The sequence below is a fragment of the Roseateles sp. AC306 genome (assembly GCF_979253795.1).
The window spans coordinates 1-13,939 of record NZ_CEEDEB010000029.1 but is presented as its reverse complement, the minus strand read 5'-3'; the positions used below and the strand labels follow the sequence as shown (position 1 = coordinate 13,939).

Annotated in this window: 14 protein-coding genes; 11 read left to right on the top strand and 3 right to left on the bottom strand. The window is 67.3% G+C overall.

What is annotated here, in order from left to right:
- Both AC0IZJ_RS27790 and AC0IZJ_RS27785 read right to left on the bottom strand, forming a co-directional pair.
- Entirely contained in the window at positions 1-774 is a 774-nt protein-coding gene (locus tag AC0IZJ_RS27790; RefSeq protein ID WP_471855444.1) for a GntR family transcriptional regulator, read from the bottom strand.
- A 202-nt stretch (positions 775-976) separates the two neighbouring features.
- Complete coding sequence (locus AC0IZJ_RS27785) at positions 977-1,852, bottom strand: YihY/virulence factor BrkB family protein (RefSeq protein ID WP_471855442.1); 876 nt, start codon at positions 1,850-1,852, stop codon at positions 977-979.
- Between the two features lie 107 nt (positions 1,853-1,959).
- Between AC0IZJ_RS27785 and AC0IZJ_RS27780 the strand changes: the two genes are divergently transcribed.
- The 5 genes from AC0IZJ_RS27780 (at position 1,960) to AC0IZJ_RS27760 (ending at position 5,521) form a co-directional block, all read left to right on the top strand.
- Positions 1,960-3,135: an AI-2E family transporter gene (locus AC0IZJ_RS27780; protein ID WP_471855440.1), complete on the top strand. Its 1,176-nt coding sequence runs from the start codon at positions 1,960-1,962 to the stop codon at positions 3,133-3,135.
- A gap of 27 nt (positions 3,136-3,162) precedes the next feature.
- Complete coding sequence (locus AC0IZJ_RS27775; protein ID WP_471855438.1) at positions 3,163-3,672, top strand: YgjV family protein; 510 nt, start codon at positions 3,163-3,165, stop codon at positions 3,670-3,672.
- 114 nt (positions 3,673-3,786) lie between these two features.
- On the top strand, positions 3,787-4,884 hold the full coding sequence (locus AC0IZJ_RS27770; protein WP_471855437.1) for an alpha-hydroxy-acid oxidizing protein: 1,098 nt from the start codon (positions 3,787-3,789) through the stop codon (positions 4,882-4,884).
- A 41-nt stretch (positions 4,885-4,925) separates the two neighbouring features.
- Positions 4,926-5,198, top strand: coding sequence for a type II toxin-antitoxin system Phd/YefM family antitoxin (locus tag AC0IZJ_RS27765; protein WP_457418091.1), 273 nt, complete (start codon positions 4,926-4,928; stop codon positions 5,196-5,198).
- Positions 5,195-5,521: a type II toxin-antitoxin system RelE/ParE family toxin gene (locus tag AC0IZJ_RS27760; RefSeq protein ID WP_471855435.1), complete on the top strand. Its 327-nt coding sequence runs from the start codon at positions 5,195-5,197 to the stop codon at positions 5,519-5,521. Before AC0IZJ_RS27765 ends, AC0IZJ_RS27760 begins: the two co-directional genes overlap by 4 nt.
- Before the next feature lie 21 nt (positions 5,522-5,542).
- Here the strand turns inward: AC0IZJ_RS27760 and AC0IZJ_RS27755 are convergent, their stop codons facing one another.
- Positions 5,543-6,490 (bottom strand): MBL fold metallo-hydrolase, encoded by a 948-nt coding sequence (locus tag AC0IZJ_RS27755; RefSeq protein ID WP_471855434.1) that lies wholly within the window; start codon positions 6,488-6,490, stop codon positions 5,543-5,545.
- Between the two features lie 260 nt (positions 6,491-6,750).
- Between AC0IZJ_RS27755 and AC0IZJ_RS27750 the strand changes: the two genes are divergently transcribed.
- From AC0IZJ_RS27750 to AC0IZJ_RS27725, 6 genes are all read left to right on the top strand, one after another.
- On the top strand, positions 6,751-8,949 hold the full coding sequence (locus AC0IZJ_RS27750; RefSeq protein ID WP_471855432.1) for a TonB-dependent receptor: 2,199 nt from the start codon (positions 6,751-6,753) through the stop codon (positions 8,947-8,949).
- A gap of 23 nt (positions 8,950-8,972) precedes the next feature.
- On the top strand, positions 8,973-9,248 hold the full coding sequence (locus AC0IZJ_RS27745; protein WP_471855430.1) for a hypothetical protein: 276 nt from the start codon (positions 8,973-8,975) through the stop codon (positions 9,246-9,248).
- A gap of 62 nt (positions 9,249-9,310) precedes the next feature.
- Positions 9,311-10,810, top strand: a complete 1,500-nt coding sequence (locus tag AC0IZJ_RS27740; RefSeq protein WP_471855428.1) for a sigma-54 interaction domain-containing protein — start codon at positions 9,311-9,313, stop codon at positions 10,808-10,810.
- 162 nt (positions 10,811-10,972) lie between these two features.
- On the top strand, positions 10,973-12,175 hold the full coding sequence (locus tag AC0IZJ_RS27735; RefSeq protein ID WP_471855426.1) for a substrate-binding domain-containing protein: 1,203 nt from the start codon (positions 10,973-10,975) through the stop codon (positions 12,173-12,175).
- A 154-nt stretch (positions 12,176-12,329) separates the two neighbouring features.
- Positions 12,330-13,085: an ABC transporter ATP-binding protein gene (locus AC0IZJ_RS27730; RefSeq protein WP_471855424.1), complete on the top strand. Its 756-nt coding sequence runs from the start codon at positions 12,330-12,332 to the stop codon at positions 13,083-13,085.
- Complete coding sequence (locus tag AC0IZJ_RS27725; protein ID WP_471855422.1) at positions 13,082-13,819, top strand: ABC transporter ATP-binding protein; 738 nt, start codon at positions 13,082-13,084, stop codon at positions 13,817-13,819. Before AC0IZJ_RS27730 ends, AC0IZJ_RS27725 begins: the two co-directional genes overlap by 4 nt.
- The last annotated feature ends 120 nt before the right edge of the window (positions 13,820-13,939 follow it).

The window sequence follows — 13,939 nt, the reverse complement described above, 5'->3', positions numbered from 1 at the left end:
TCAGGCGAGTGGGGTGGGGCTGCGTTGCAGGCGCAGCCGGTACTGGAAGTTGTCGGCGCGGCAGTACAGGTGCTCGTAGTCGAGCGGCCGGCCGTCGCGGCCGTGGGTGAGGCGTTCGATGTGCAGCAGCGGCGCGCCGGGCTCGACGCCCAGCAGCGCGGCCTGTTCGCCGCTGGCCAGCCGGGCGTCCATGACCAGGTCGGCATGGCCGAGCGGCGCGGCGCAGTCGGCTTCGAGGATCCCGAAGATGTCGCGCACGGCCAGGTCCTCGCGGGCGACGCGCTGGCCGAGTGCGAGCGGCAGCCAGGTCAGGTCCAGCGACACAGGCTGCGCGCCGACGTGGCGCACGCGGTGGATCTCGGTGACCGGGTCGCCCGCGCTGAGCTGCAGGCGCTGGGCGACTTCCTCGGTTGCGGGCACCGTGGCCACGGCCAGCAGGCGGTTGTAGGTGTCGTGGCCCAGCGCGCCCATGGCCTCCGCAAAGCCCTGCAGGCGGCCCAGCTCCTGGAAGGGCTTGGGCGCAGACACGAAGCTGCCCTTGCCCGCCACCTTGAAGATGACGCGCTCCTTTTGCAGATCACCCAAGGCCTGGCGCACGGTGATGCGGCTGACGCCATACAGGCCCATCAGCTCGCTCTCGGACGGCAGGCGGTCGTGCGGCTGCCAGGCGCCGCTGACGATGCGGGCGCGGATGTCCTCGCGGATGCGGCTGTACAGCCGCACGGCGGCGGGGCCGTGGTGCAGTGCTGCGTCAGCGAAGGCGAGGGAGTTCATCGGATGCGAGCGGGGCCTGACCTGTCATGTCAGGTGCTCTCATCGCAAGCGCTGTGCCGGCTGTGGCAAGAGCCTTAAAACGAGACCGTTTCTCCTATGAAAACGGGGTCGGCGATCCTGTCATGGCGTCGCTTCCGCTCGCTGTTCATCGATCAACAGTCTGCTGCGAATTCAACAGCGGACTGTTGAATTCCGAACAGCGTCAATCGTCATCCAGGCGCTCGAACTCCGCGATCACCTGGGCGCCGAAGAGCAGCAGCGTCGCCGCGATCTCCAGGCTCAGCAGCACGGCAATGGCGGTCGTCAGCGAGCCATAGACGGTGCCGATCTGCGACAGCGTGCCGAAGTACCAGACCAGCACATGCCGCGACACCTCCCACAGCAGCGCCGCCGCGAGCGCGCCGATCAGCGCCAGCGGCAGCGACGGCCGCCCGCCCGGCATGACCATGTAGACCGACGCCAGCACGAAGACCTCGCCGGCAAAGCCGAGCAGGTAGAGCATCACGCCCGACACGCCGTGCAGCGACCACGAGTAGCCGAGGAACTCCACTTCGCGCTGCCCCAGCGCCTGGAAGCTGCCGGCCACCAGCGTCACCAGCAGCAGGCCCACGCTCAAGGACAGGATGTAGAGGTAGGGGATGAGGGCCGAGATCAGCGCGTGGCGTGGCTTGAGCTTGCGGCGGTGGTGGAAGATGCCCTGCATGGCGCTCTCCAGCACCGAGAACGCCAATGAGCTGAAAAACAGCATGCTGACGAGCAGCACCCAGCCCATCACGTCGCGGTGGGCCAGAAAACGCGCCAGCTCGGCCACCACGGCGGCGGACTGTCCCGGCATCAGCCACTCCAGGTAGCGGCCCACCGTCGCCAGCAGCTGCGCCTGGTCCACCCAGTGCGACAGGGCGATCACGCTCAGGATCAGCAGTGGCACGATGGACAGCAGCGCGTAATAGGCCACGGCGCCGGCCAGCAGCAGGCCCTGATTGGCGCGGAAGGCTTTCAGCGTGTGCCACACAAAGCCCCAGGGGTCATGCAGCAGCCGGGCGATCTGGCGTGAGAACTGGCGGAGGAAGAGGCGCATGGCAGCAGCGTCGAGACCCTGGCGGCAGTGGTCTGTCGGCCGCCGCACCTGTGCGCTGTCGGCGTGCGCTGACAGCCGGCCATGCGAGCGCGGCGGTACGCTCGTGCATGGACCTCTCGCCTGTCAATCCCTTGCCCGACGCCCCTGCCGAGGCGTTGCTCAGCCCGCCCACCAGTGAGCCGCTGCGTCCGCACATGCCGATCTCCGTGCGCAGCACCGCGCTTGCCGTGCTGGCGCTTCTGGCCGTGGTGTACACGCTGCACTGGGCCAGCGCGGTGATCGTGCCGGTGCTGCTGGGCGTGATGCTGAGCCACGCGCTCGCGCCGCTGACTGACCGCCTGGAGCGGCTGCGGTTGCCGCGCGCACTGGCTGCGGCGCTGCTGCTGCTGGGTCTGGTGGGCAGCATGGGATGGACGGTCTATTCGCTGGCTGACGACGCCAGCAAGCTCATGGAATCACTGCCCGTAGCCGCAGCCAAGGTGCGCGCCGCCGTGGCGGCCAACCGCCCCGGCAGCACTGGCGCGCTGGCGCAAGTGCAGAAGGCGGCCACGCACCTGGAACAGGCCGCCGACGCCGGTGGGCCACCTTTGGCAGGCCCGCGCGGCGCCACGCGCGTGGTCATCGAGCGCCCGCGCTTCAACCTGCATGACTACCTCTGGACCGGCACGCTGGGCCTGCTGGCCTCGCTGGGCCAGGCGGTCGTGGTGGTGTTCATCGCCTTCTTCCTGCTCGCGTCCGGCAACCATTTCCGGCGCAAGCTGGTGCACCTCGCCGGCCCGACCTTCGCCAAGCGCCGACTGACAGTCCAGACGCTGGACGAGATCGGCGCGCAGGTGCAGCGCTATCTGGTGGTGCAGGTGATCACCAGCGCGGCGGTGGGCCTGACCATCTGGCTGGCCTTCTCGCTGGTCGGCATGGAGCATGCCGCCGTCTGGGGCGCCACGGCCTTCGTGCTGGACTTCATCCCCTATGTCGGCGCCACGGTGCTCACAGTCAGCTCGGGCCTGTTGAGCTTCGTCCAGTTCGGTGCCGTCGACATGGTGCTGCTGGTGGCCGGCATCTCACTGGGCGTGCACACGCTGTCCGGCAACCTGTTGATGCCCTGGCTCAGCAGCCGCAGCAGCCGCATGAACGCGGTCACCGTGTTCATCGGCGTGCTGGCCTTCGGCTGGCTGTGGGGCCTGTGGGGGTTGTTGCTGGGCGTGCCCATCCTGGCCAGTGTGAAGGCGGTGTGCGACCGCGTGGACGAGCTCAAGCCGGTCGGGGAGCTGATGGGCACCTGAGCCGGGCGGGCCTGGACAATCCGGGCGATGCCCGACTGGTTCTCCCCCGCTCAACTCTTCGGCTACGCCGCCTTCGTGCTCGGCGTCGCCTGCTTCCTGCAGACCGACGACCGCCGCTTCAAGTGGTTCATGACCGGCGAATGTCTGGCCTACGTCATCCACTTTGCGCTGCTGGGCAACCCGACGGCGGTGGCGAGTTCGCTGCTGTCCATGCTGCGCTCGGTGCTGTCCCTGCACACGCGCTCGGTGTGGGTGGCGGTGCTGGTGGTGTCGGCCAACATCGGCTTTGGCTTGGGCCTGGCTGAGAAGCCCAGCGACTGGCTGCCGCTGACCGCCTCCTGCCTGGGCACCATCGCCCTGTTCACGCTGACCGGCGTGCCCATGCGGCTGCTGATGCTCTGCGGCACGGGGCTGTGGATCGCCAACAACGTCATCGCCGGCTCCATCGGCGGCACGGCGCTGGAGGTGGTGGTGGCGGCGGTGAACCTCGTGACCATCGCCCGCATGCTCAGGAACAGGGCACCACAGCCCCGCTGAAACCATTGAAACAAACGGCCGGCGCCGTGAAGCCGGCTTGCAACCTGCGCGGCAGACCATGGCGGTCTCGGCAGGCGCATCGCAGCGCCGCCCCCAGCTTCAGCAGGAAACCCCATGGACACCCAGACGCTCGACCGCCTCACCCCCGCGACGCCCGTCACGCTGCAGCCGGCTGCCGTCGAGCCCTGCTGGCATGAGCTGCTGCGCCAGACGCTGGCGCCGGAGCACGAGGCCACGGGCCTGTCGGGGCTGGACGCCGTGCACCTGGCGCATGACGCGCTGCCGGAGCTGGACTTCGAGGACATCCGTCTGGACGCCCGCGCCTTTGGCCAGCCCACGGCCACGCCCTTCCATGTCGTCGGCCTGAACGCCGGCCACCCGGAGGCCGTCGAACTGAACCGCCGTCTGGCCCGCGCCTGCGCCCGCCGTGGCTGGGCCATGGGCCTGAGCTCGCAACACCGCCAGCCCGGCGGCCCGGGCGACCTGGCCGCTGCCGTGAGCCAGTGGCAGCGCCTGCGTGACGCCGCGCCCGAACTCCTGCTGATTGGCAGCCTCAGCCTGAGCCAGGTGGTGGCCACGCCGCTGGCGCTGCTGCGCCGGCTGATGCAGTCGGCCCAGGCCCAGGCGCTGGCCGTGCATCTCAATGCCTTGCAGGAATGCCTGCAGCCGGCCGGCGCACCGCAGTTCCGCGGCGGCCTGGCGGCCCTGCGCGCCGTCTGCGAGGGCCTGGATGTGCCCGTGCTGCTGAAGGAAACCGGCTGCGGCTTCTCGGCGCGCACGCTGGCCAAGCTGCCCGGGCTGGGCCTGGGCGCGCTGGACGTGGGCGGCCTGGGTGGCACGCATTGGGGCCGCATCGAAGGCGGCCGCGCGCCGCAGGACAGCCTGCAGGCCCAGGTGGCCAGCACCTTTGCCGGCTGGGGCGAATCGACGGTCGCCTCGGTCCGTGCGGCGCAGCGGCTGGTGCCCGAGATCGAAACCTGGGCCAGCGGTGGCGTGCGCTCCGGGCTGGACGCCGCCAAGCTGATCGCACTGGGCGCCGAGCGCGTCGGCTACGCCAGGCCCGCCATCCAGGCCGCGCTGTGGGGCGACGCCGCGCTGGACGACTGGATGGCGCAGCAGGAGCAGGAGTTGCGCATGGCGCTGTTCTGCAGCGGTGCCGCGTCACCGGCCGAGCTGCGCCGGCTGCACGCCGCCAACGAGCTGAAAGACTGAATTCAGTCTATATTCGGTCCTCTCGTTTGCGGAGGCCCGCCATGAAGTTTTCCACGCAGGTCAAACCCATCAGCCATCTCAAGAGCCACGCGGCAGAAATCGTCAAGACCATTTCCGAGACCGGCGAGCCGATGCTGATCACTCAGAACGGCGAGGCCAAGCTGGTGGTCATGGACGTGGACTCCTACGAACGGCAACAGGAGACGATGGCGCTGCTCAAGCTGCTGGCCCTGGGCAAGCGAGACATGGAGCAGGGTCGCTTTCGCGATGCCGACGACGTGTTTGCCGATCTGGACGCGGCCGACGGGGCATGAGGGTCGTCTTCCTCGCTGGCGCAGAAGAAGACCTCAAGATCATTCGCCGTTACGTGGCGAAGAAGTTCGGCGTCGAGACCTGGCTGGACACGAAGGCCAGGCTCAAGGCGTCGTTCGGCACGCTCAAGACCTTTCCCCTTGGTGGCGCCGTCCCCGAGGAATTGGCAGACCTTGGCCTGGAGCAGTACCGCCAGTTGATCTCGGGCATGAACCGGATCATCTACGAGGTCATGACGGACGTTATCTACGTCCACATCGTCTGCGATGCGCGCCGCGACCTGCGCACCCTGCTCTCCCGCCGGCTTCTGCGCGCGGTCGACTGAACCTGTCGCGGCGGGCCCGCCTCAACGATTGGCGGAGTAGTTCACCGGCAGCCAGTCATAGCCCTTGCCGTCCACACGCAGCTTGCCGATGCCGGGGAAGCTGACGTGGGTCACGGCGACGTAATAACCGTCCTTGGCCGCAGCGGCGTAGGCCTTCTCGCGAGCGGGGGCGGCGGCCTTGGGATCGGAGTCGAAGCTCATCGTCACCGCCGGCTCTGGGAACTGCACAGCAGCGACGTGCATCAGGTCGCCCCAGAAGACGATCTTCTGGCCCTTGCTTTCGGCCACGTAATTGCTGTGGCCGGGCGTGTGGCCGTAGGCCGGGAAAGCCTTGACGCCGGGGACGATCTCCACGCCAGCAGCGCTGCCCTCGAAGGGCTTGAAGCGGCCCGCGTCGGCATAGGCCTTGACGTTGGCGGCGATGGCCTTGGCACCGTCGCCCTTGGCAACCTGCTCGGGTGCCAGCCAGAAATCGGCATCGCGCTTGTCCACGCGCAGCGTCGCGTTCGGAAAGTTGGCCTTGCCGTCGGCGCCCGTGCCGCCGATGTGGTCGCCGTGCATATGGGTGATGACGATCTCGTCGACCTGTTCCGGGCTGTAGCCGGCCGCTTTCAGGTTGGCCAGCATGCGGCCCAGCGTCGGGCCGAAGAGGCCGGAGGCGCCCGTGTCCACCAGCACGATCTTGCTGCCGGTGTTGATCAGATAGGCGTTGACGGAGGTCTCCAGAGGCAGGCCGAGGTAGGCGTGCTGCAGGGCCTTGACCGTGTTGGGCGCGGGCTGTTGCAGCAGCTTGTCGACGGGCAGGTCCAGCGTGCCGTCGAAGAGGGCGGTGATTTCGAAATCGCCCAGCTGCAGTCGGTACCAGCCCGGCGCCTGGCCCTTGAGCTGCGGGCCTGCGGCAAAGGCCGGAGCCGTACAGGCCAGGGCAAGGGCAGTGGCCAGGGCGGCGGGCAGCAGGCGTTTGATCATCGTGAGTCTCCGGGGGGTGGGGAAGCGAAGCGGCGCAGCATATCGGCGGCCCGACAGCCCCGCAGCCCCCAGGGCTGTTGTCTGCGAACTGGACAGGCCGGCCGCGAGTGAACGGCTGGAATCCGGACAGTGCGCGCGCCTGAAACGGCCAAAACGCGGGTCAACCCGCAAGGGTTTGCGCGGGGTTTGCCCCAAGTTGGCTCGGGCATGGCTTTTGCGCTTTGTCACCTGGCACCACAAGACCTATCAGGAGACAAGACATGCCCCGACGCCTACCGGCGCTTTTCCGCATCCAGCCGCTGCATTTCGCCATCCTCTGCGGCCTTGGCACCTGCATCGCGCTGCCGGCCGCCGCGCAGACCGCGCCCGCCGAAACCACCGCCACGCTGGAGACCGTCAAGATCACGGCCCGCAAGCGGGAGGAGTCGCTGCAGGACGTGCCGGTGGCCGTGACGGCGCTGACCGCAGATCAGCTCGACAAGCTCGCCATCAAGGACCTCGGCGACCTTCAGGGCCAGGTGCCCAACCTGACCATCTACGCCGCGCGCGGCAGCAACACGACGCTGACGACTTTCATCCGCGGCGTGGGCCAGGCGGACCCGCTCTGGGGCGTGGACCCTGGTGTGGGCATCTATTTCGACGACGTCTACATCGCCCGGCCGCAGGGCGCGCTGCTGGATGTCTACGACGTGCAGCGCGTGGAAATCCTGCGCGGCCCCCAGGGCACGCTGTACGGCAAGAACACGGTGGGCGGCGCGGTGAAGTACGTCTCCAAGCCGTTGCCGCAGAAGACTGAGGGCGCGGTGACGCTGGCCATGGGCAGCTACGGCCAGGTCACGGCCAAGGGCGGGGTGGGCACGGCGCTGGCCGATGGCCAGCTGCGCCTGCGCGTGGCCGGGGCCAGCCTCAACCGTGGCGGTTACGGCAGGAACCTGACCGACGGCAGCCCCGTCAGCGACCAGAACACGACGAGCGGACGCCTGTCGGCCGGCTGGTTCCCGACCGGCTCGACCTTCAACGCCCAGGTGTCGGTGGACCGCACCGTGGACGCCTCGCACATGCGCGGCTTCCAGCGCCTGAACGTGAGCCCCTTCGACCCCGCCAAGACGCCGCCGACGGCAAGCCGCTTCGACATCGCCAGCGGCATGCCCAATGCCAACCGCACCACCAGCGAAGGCGAGTCGCTGACGCTCAACTGGGGCATCAGCAACGACTGGAGCCTGAAGTACATCCTGGCCCACCGGGCGTCTGACACCAACACGTCCATCGACTTCGACGGACTGCCCAACAAGATTGCGGACGTGCGCGCCGAGTACCACGACAGCTCGCAAAGCCACGAGCTGCAGGCCATCTACGAGGGGGCCAACAGCTCGGGCGTCATCGGCGCCTACTACTTCGACGGCCGCGCCGGCGGCACGGTGCGCAACAACTTCTTCAATGCCAGCTTCGGCACCACCAACGGCCTTGTCTACACCGAGGGCAAGGCGATCTTTGCGGATTGGAGCTGGCGCCTTGGCCCGCAGTTCTCCATCAGCACCGGGCTGCGCTACACGGACGAAAGCAAGCGCGCCGTCGTGCTGAACCAGGCCTTCGCCAACGACCAGTTCAGCGGCGCGCCCATCGCCGTGCCGGCCAACTTCGACCAGACGCGTGCGGTAAAGAACACCTCGCCGCGCCTGTCGCTCGAGTACCGCGCCAGCCAGGCCGTCAAGCTCTACACGACCGCCTCGCGCGGCTTCAAGAGCGGTGGCTACAACATCCGCGCCAATACCGTTTCGTTCCCGTCGTCGGGCAAGCCCTTCGAGGACGAGAAGCTGGATTCTCTGGAGGTCGGCGCCAAGATGGTCCTCGACGGCGGCCGGCTGGAGCTGAACACGGCGCTCTTCCACAACAAGTACAAGAACGTGCAGCTCTCGGTGTTCACCAGCTACACCCTGCCCAACGGCACGCCCGGCTTCTTCGGCGACTTCACCAACGCCGGCAAGGCCACGCTCAAGGGCGGCGAGGTCGAGTTCCTGTGGTTGCCCAGCACGGACTGGCGCATCAGCGGCCATGTGGCCTACCTCGATGCGAAGTACGACGAGTACATCGACCGCAACGTCAACGTGGCCGATCAGAAGAAGTTCACCAACACGCCCAAGTACCAGGCCGGCCTGAACATCGAGCACGCGGCGAAGCTCGGCGTCGGCATCCTGCGTTCGCGCCTGGGTGTGACCCACCGCACCAAGGTCTACCCGACCACCGACCTGTCGGAGTCGTTGGCGCAGGAGGCGTACACGCTGGTCAATGCCGGCCTGATCTGGGAAAAGGACGCCAAGTTGAGCTTCTTCCTGCAGGGCGCCAACCTGGGCAACAAGGCCTACAAGACCGATGGCTACAACATCGCCGGACTGGGCGTGCTGAACGCCTATTACGGCGCGCCGCGCACGGTCACCATCGGCGGGACGTACAAGTTCTGACGGTTCAACTGAGCGGGTCCGGCGTGGATCTGGACGCATGGCGGGCGCGGTACATTGCGCTCGCCATGCTTCGAAGATTCCTGCTCCGCTCCTTGGTCGCTGTGCTGATCTGGCTGCTGCTGATCGAGATTGGCGGCGCGATCATCGAGGCTCGGCACTGCGGCCATGTCGGCTGTGCCGCTGGCACGGACGACCCGGGGCTGGGCATGTCGATGGTCATCTTCGCGATGCAGAGCGGTGCTGTCGTGGCGATCGGTCTTGTGCTCTATCAACTGCTGATGTTGCTCCGGTCTCGATGAAGCCCCTGGACGACTGTCTGAGCCTGCCGGACCGCAGGACGGCGCGGTACATTGCCGCGGCCATGCCACTGTCCAAAATCCAGGCACCTGCCGGCATCCCCCAGGATGTCGACGGCTTGCTGCGCCTGGCCGCGCAGTCCATGTTCGACGTGCTGGCGCGCTCGACGGAGGGAATGATGGTGGTGGACCGCAACCACCGCGTCGTCTGGATCAGCGACGGCTACAAGCGCTTCCTGCCGGCGCTCGGGTTCACCGACGAGCACGAGTTCGTCGGCAAGCGCGTCGAAGACGTGGTGCCCAACACGCAGATGCTGCAGGTGCTGGAGACCGGCAAGCCGGTGCTGGTAGACCTGCTGACAAACAAGGCCGGTACCTTCCTCGTCAGCCGCCTGCCACTGCGCAACGATGCTGGCGAAGTCATCGGTGCGCTCGGGCTCGTGTTGCTCGACCACCCCGAGACGACGATGCAGCCGCTGATCCAGAAGTTCGCGCGGCTGCAGGCGGAGCTGGAAGACACGCGCCGCCAGCTCGCCGCGCAGCGCCGGCCCAAGTACACGATTGCCAGCTTCATCGGCGCCAGCCCGGCGGCGCTGGAGGTCAAGCGCCAGGCGCGTCGCGTGGCGCAGACCGACTCCACCGTGTTGTTGCTGGGCGAGACCGGCACCGGCAAGGAGCTGATGGCCCACGCCATCCACTCCGCCTCGCGCCGCGCGCACCGGCCGCTGGTCGGCGTCAACATCGCCGCCGTGCCCGAGACGTTGCTGGAGGCGGAGTTCTTCGGCGTCGCGCCGGGCGCCTACACCGGCGCCGACCGCAAGGGCCGTGACGGCAAGTTCAAGCTGGCGGACGGCGGCACGCTGTTCCTGGACGAGATCGGCGACATGCCGCTGGCGCTTCAATCGAAGCTGCTGCGGGTGCTGCAGGAGCAGGAGGTTGAGCCGTTAGGGAGCAACACTGTGCTGCGCGTGGACGTGCGCGTGATTGCAGCGACCAGCCGCGACCTGGCCGCGATGGTGGCAGCCGGCCAGTTTCGCGCCGACCTGTATTACCGCCTCAACGTGCTGCCCATCCGCGTGCCGGCCTTGCGCGAGCGGCTGGACGACATCGAGGCGCTGGCCGAAGCACTCGGCGAAGACATCGCCCGCCGCAGCGGCATGCCACAGAAGCTGCTCAGCCCCGACGCCATCGAATGGCTGATGCAGCAGCCCTGGCCCGGCAATATCCGCGAGCTGAGGAACACGCTGGAGCAGGTCAGCCTGATGAGCGACGACATGCAGCTGACGGCGGCGAGTTTTCAAGGTGGGGCGGCAGGCGCGGCCGTGACAAGGCCCGCGACGCCGGCGCCGCAGCCCGCCGCGTTGGCTGCAATGACGGCACAGGCAGTCGCACCGCTGCCTGAACTGATTGAAGCCTTGGAGCGAGATGCCATTGCGCGCGCGCTCAAGGCGACCGGTGGCAATCGCATGGCTGCGGCGCGGCTGCTGCAAATCTCGCGGGCGTCGCTGTACGAAAGGCTGGCGCGCTGGCCGGACTTGGAAGTCCAGCTTTCAGGCGACGCCTGAATTTCAGACACTCTCACCTGTCCTAACGGCTGAAAACCTCGGGACAACCCCGACGAAAACCGCCCCAGCGCCCACTTCCCCGCCGGGCACGGCCCTTGCAAAAAGGGAAGACACCGTCTGCCGACAGAGCAGACAAGAGACGAACTTCAGGAGACAAGCCTCATGCGCCACACCACGCGCCGCTTTGCCATCGCCGCAGCCACCCTCGCGGCGGTTGCCCTCCCCGGCCTCGCGCTGGCCGCCGGCAACGAGATCCGCATCGCCCACGTCTACAGCAAGACCGGCCCGCTGGAGGCCTACGGCAAGCAGACGCAGATCGGCTTCATGATGGGCCTGGACTACGCCACCGGCGGCACGATGACCGTGGCGGGCAAGAAGCTCGTCGTCATCGAGAAGGACGATCAGGGCAAGCCCGACGTGGGCAAGAGCCTGCTCGCCGCGGCCTATGGCGACGACAAGGCCGACATCGCGGTCGGGCCGTCGTCCAGCGGCGTGGCGCTGGCCATGCTGCCGGTGGCCGAGGAGTACAAGAAGATCCTGCTGGTGGAGCCCGCCGTGGCCGATTCCATCACCGGTGAGAAGTGGAACAAGTACATCTTCCGCACGGGCCGAAGTTCCAGCCAGGACGCGCTGGCGAATGCGGTGGCATCGGATGTCGCCGGTCTGAACATCGGCGTGCTCGCCCAGGACTACGCCTTCGGCCGCGACGGCGTGAAAGCGTTCAAGGAGTCGCTGAAGAAGGCCAAGATCGTCCACGAGGAATACCTGCCCACGCAGACCACCGACTTCACCGCCGGCATCCAGCGCCTGGTGGACGCATTGAAGGACAAGCCCGGTCCCAAGGTGATTGCCGTCGTTTGGGCCGGCGCCACGCCGCCCTTCGGCGCGCTGGCCGCGCTGGACCTGCAAAAGCGCTATGGCATCGGCGTGGGCACGGGCGGCAACATCCTGCCGGCCATGACGGCCTACAAGCAGTTCCCGGGCATGGAGGGCGCCACGTATTACTACTTCGGCATCCCGAAGAACCCGGTCAACGAGTGGTTGGTGGCCAACCACTACAAGCAGTTCAAGGCGCCGCCCGACTTCTTCACGGCCGGCGGCATGAGCGCCGCGATTGCGCTGGTGGAAGCGCTGAAGAAGACCGGCGGCGACACGGCGACCAACAAGCTCATCAAGACCATGGAGGGCATGAGCTTCGAGACGCCCAAGGGCAAGATGACCTTCCGCGCGGAAGACCACCAGGCGATGCAGTCGATGTATCACTTCAGGATCAAGGTGGACCCGGCGTTCCCGTGGGGTGTGCCGGAGCTGGTCAGGGAAATCAAGCCGGAGGAAATGCAGGTCCCCATCCGCAACAAGCGCTGATCGCTCGGCTACTGCGCGGGCGCTGCACGTCGTTGCGGGTCCTCCCATGAATCCTCACGTACCGGAAGTACGTTCCGGTTCATGGGGCCCCCCGCGCCTAGTTCAGCACCCGCTCGCTACGCCTCGATTTGGCTTTCCGCGCTGAAACAGCCTCATGCTTGAAACCAAAAACCTGACGATCCGCTTCGGTGGCCATGTGGCCGTCGACGGCGTGTCGTGCGCCTTTCAGCCCGGTACGCTGACAGCCATCGTCGGCCCCAACGGCGCGGGCAAGACGACCTACTTCAACCTGATCTCGGGGCAGCTGCCCGCGAGCAGCGGCGAGGTGTGGCTGGATGGCGAGAACCTGACCCAACTGCCGGCGCCGGTGCGCACGCGGCGAGGGTTGGGGCGGGCATTTCAGCTGACACAGCTGTTCGCGCACCTGACCGTGCTGGAGAACGTGCGGCTGGCGGTGCAGGCCCGCCACGGCAAGGGCTTGAGGATGCTGTCGGTGTGGCTGTCGCACAAGGAGTTGATCGACGAGGCGCGGGCCATCCTGGAGCGCGTGCGGCTGGGTTCGCGCGCCGACGACCTCGCCGCCAGCCTGCCGCATGGCGACCAGCGCAAGCTGGAAGTGGCGATGCTCATCGCGCTGGACCCGAAGGTCTATCTCTTCGACGAACCGACGGCCGGCATGAGCGTGGACGAGGTGCCGGTGGTGCTGGATCTGATCCGCGCGCTGAAGGCAGAGAAGCGGCACACGCTGCTGCTGGTGGAGCACAAGATGGACGTGGTGCGTGAATTGGCAGACCGCATCATCGTGTTGCACCAGGGCAAGCTGGTGGCCGATGGCGACCCGGCCACCGTCATCGCCTCGCCCATCGTGCAAGAGGCTTACCTGGGCATTCCAGTCGGGGTGGCGGCATGAGTGCGCTCCTGGAGTTGAAGGGCGTTCACACGCATGTCGGCGCGTATCACATCCTGCACGGCGTGGATCTCGCCGTGCCGGCTGGTCAGGTGACCATGCTGTTAGGCCGCAACGGCGCGGGCAAGACGAGCACGCTGCGGACCTTGATGGGGCTGTGGACGGCGAGCAGCGGCTCGGTGCGCTTCAAGGGCGAGGACATCACCAAGCTCGCCACGCCCGACATTGCGTCGCGCGGCATTGCCTATGTGCCGGAGACGATGGGCATCTTCGGAGAGCTGAGCGTGGCGGAGAACCTGCTTCTGGCGGCGCGCTCGGCCAAGCGGTTGGCGGATCTGGATGCTGCGCGGCTCGATTGGCTGTTCGGGTTGTTCCCGGCGCTGAAGACCTTCTGGACGCACCCGGCGGGCAAGTTGTCGGGTGGGCAGAAGCAGATGCTGGCGATTGCCCGCGCCATGATCGAACCGCGTGAGCTGCTTGTCATCGACGAGCCCAGCAAGGGACTGGCGCCGGCCATCGTGGCCAACCTCATCACGGCTTTGCGGGAGCTGAAGAAGACGTCGGCGACGACGGTGTTGCTGGTGGAGCAGAACTTTCGGGTGGCGGCTGAATTGGGGGATTCGGTTGCCGTCATGGATGACGGGCGGGTGGTCCATTGCGGTTTGATGCGCGAGTTGATCGAGGACTCGTCGCTGCAGCAGCGGCTGTTGGGGTTGTCGTTGGGGGCGCATCAATGAGTGCGACTTCTTGTTTGATTGCTTTTGCGGCGCGCGCGCGTGCTCGCTGCATTGCCGGGGGTCCGTCCCGGCGGCCGGGTAACTTTCTTCTGCGGGGCCAGAAGAAAGTCACCAAAGAAG

Bases quoted from the DNA above. Each gene is read 5' to 3' on its own strand.
- AC0IZJ_RS27790 (WP_471855444.1), bottom strand. From the start codon at position 774: ATGAACTCCCTCGCCTTCGCTGACGCAGCACTGCACCACGGCCCCGCC.
- AC0IZJ_RS27785 (WP_471855442.1), bottom strand. From the start codon at position 1,852: ATGCGCCTCTTCCTCCGCCAGTTCTCACGCCAGATCGCCCGGCTGCTG.
- AC0IZJ_RS27780 (WP_471855440.1), top strand. From the start codon at position 1,960: ATGGACCTCTCGCCTGTCAATCCCTTGCCCGACGCCCCTGCCGAGGCG.
- AC0IZJ_RS27775 (WP_471855438.1), top strand. From the start codon at position 3,163: ATGCCCGACTGGTTCTCCCCCGCTCAACTCTTCGGCTACGCCGCCTTC.
- AC0IZJ_RS27770 (WP_471855437.1), top strand. From the start codon at position 3,787: ATGGACACCCAGACGCTCGACCGCCTCACCCCCGCGACGCCCGTCACG.
- AC0IZJ_RS27765 (WP_457418091.1), top strand. From the start codon at position 4,926: ATGAAGTTTTCCACGCAGGTCAAACCCATCAGCCATCTCAAGAGCCAC.
- AC0IZJ_RS27760 (WP_471855435.1), top strand. From the start codon at position 5,195: ATGAGGGTCGTCTTCCTCGCTGGCGCAGAAGAAGACCTCAAGATCATT.
- AC0IZJ_RS27755 (WP_471855434.1), bottom strand. From the start codon at position 6,490: ATGATCAAACGCCTGCTGCCCGCCGCCCTGGCCACTGCCCTTGCCCTG.
- AC0IZJ_RS27750 (WP_471855432.1), top strand. From the start codon at position 6,751: ATGCCCCGACGCCTACCGGCGCTTTTCCGCATCCAGCCGCTGCATTTC.
- AC0IZJ_RS27740 (WP_471855428.1), top strand. From the start codon at position 9,311: ATGCCACTGTCCAAAATCCAGGCACCTGCCGGCATCCCCCAGGATGTC.
- AC0IZJ_RS27735 (WP_471855426.1), top strand. From the start codon at position 10,973: ATGCGCCACACCACGCGCCGCTTTGCCATCGCCGCAGCCACCCTCGCG.
- AC0IZJ_RS27730 (WP_471855424.1), top strand. From the start codon at position 12,330: ATGCTTGAAACCAAAAACCTGACGATCCGCTTCGGTGGCCATGTGGCC.
- AC0IZJ_RS27725 (WP_471855422.1), top strand. From the start codon at position 13,082: ATGAGTGCGCTCCTGGAGTTGAAGGGCGTTCACACGCATGTCGGCGCG.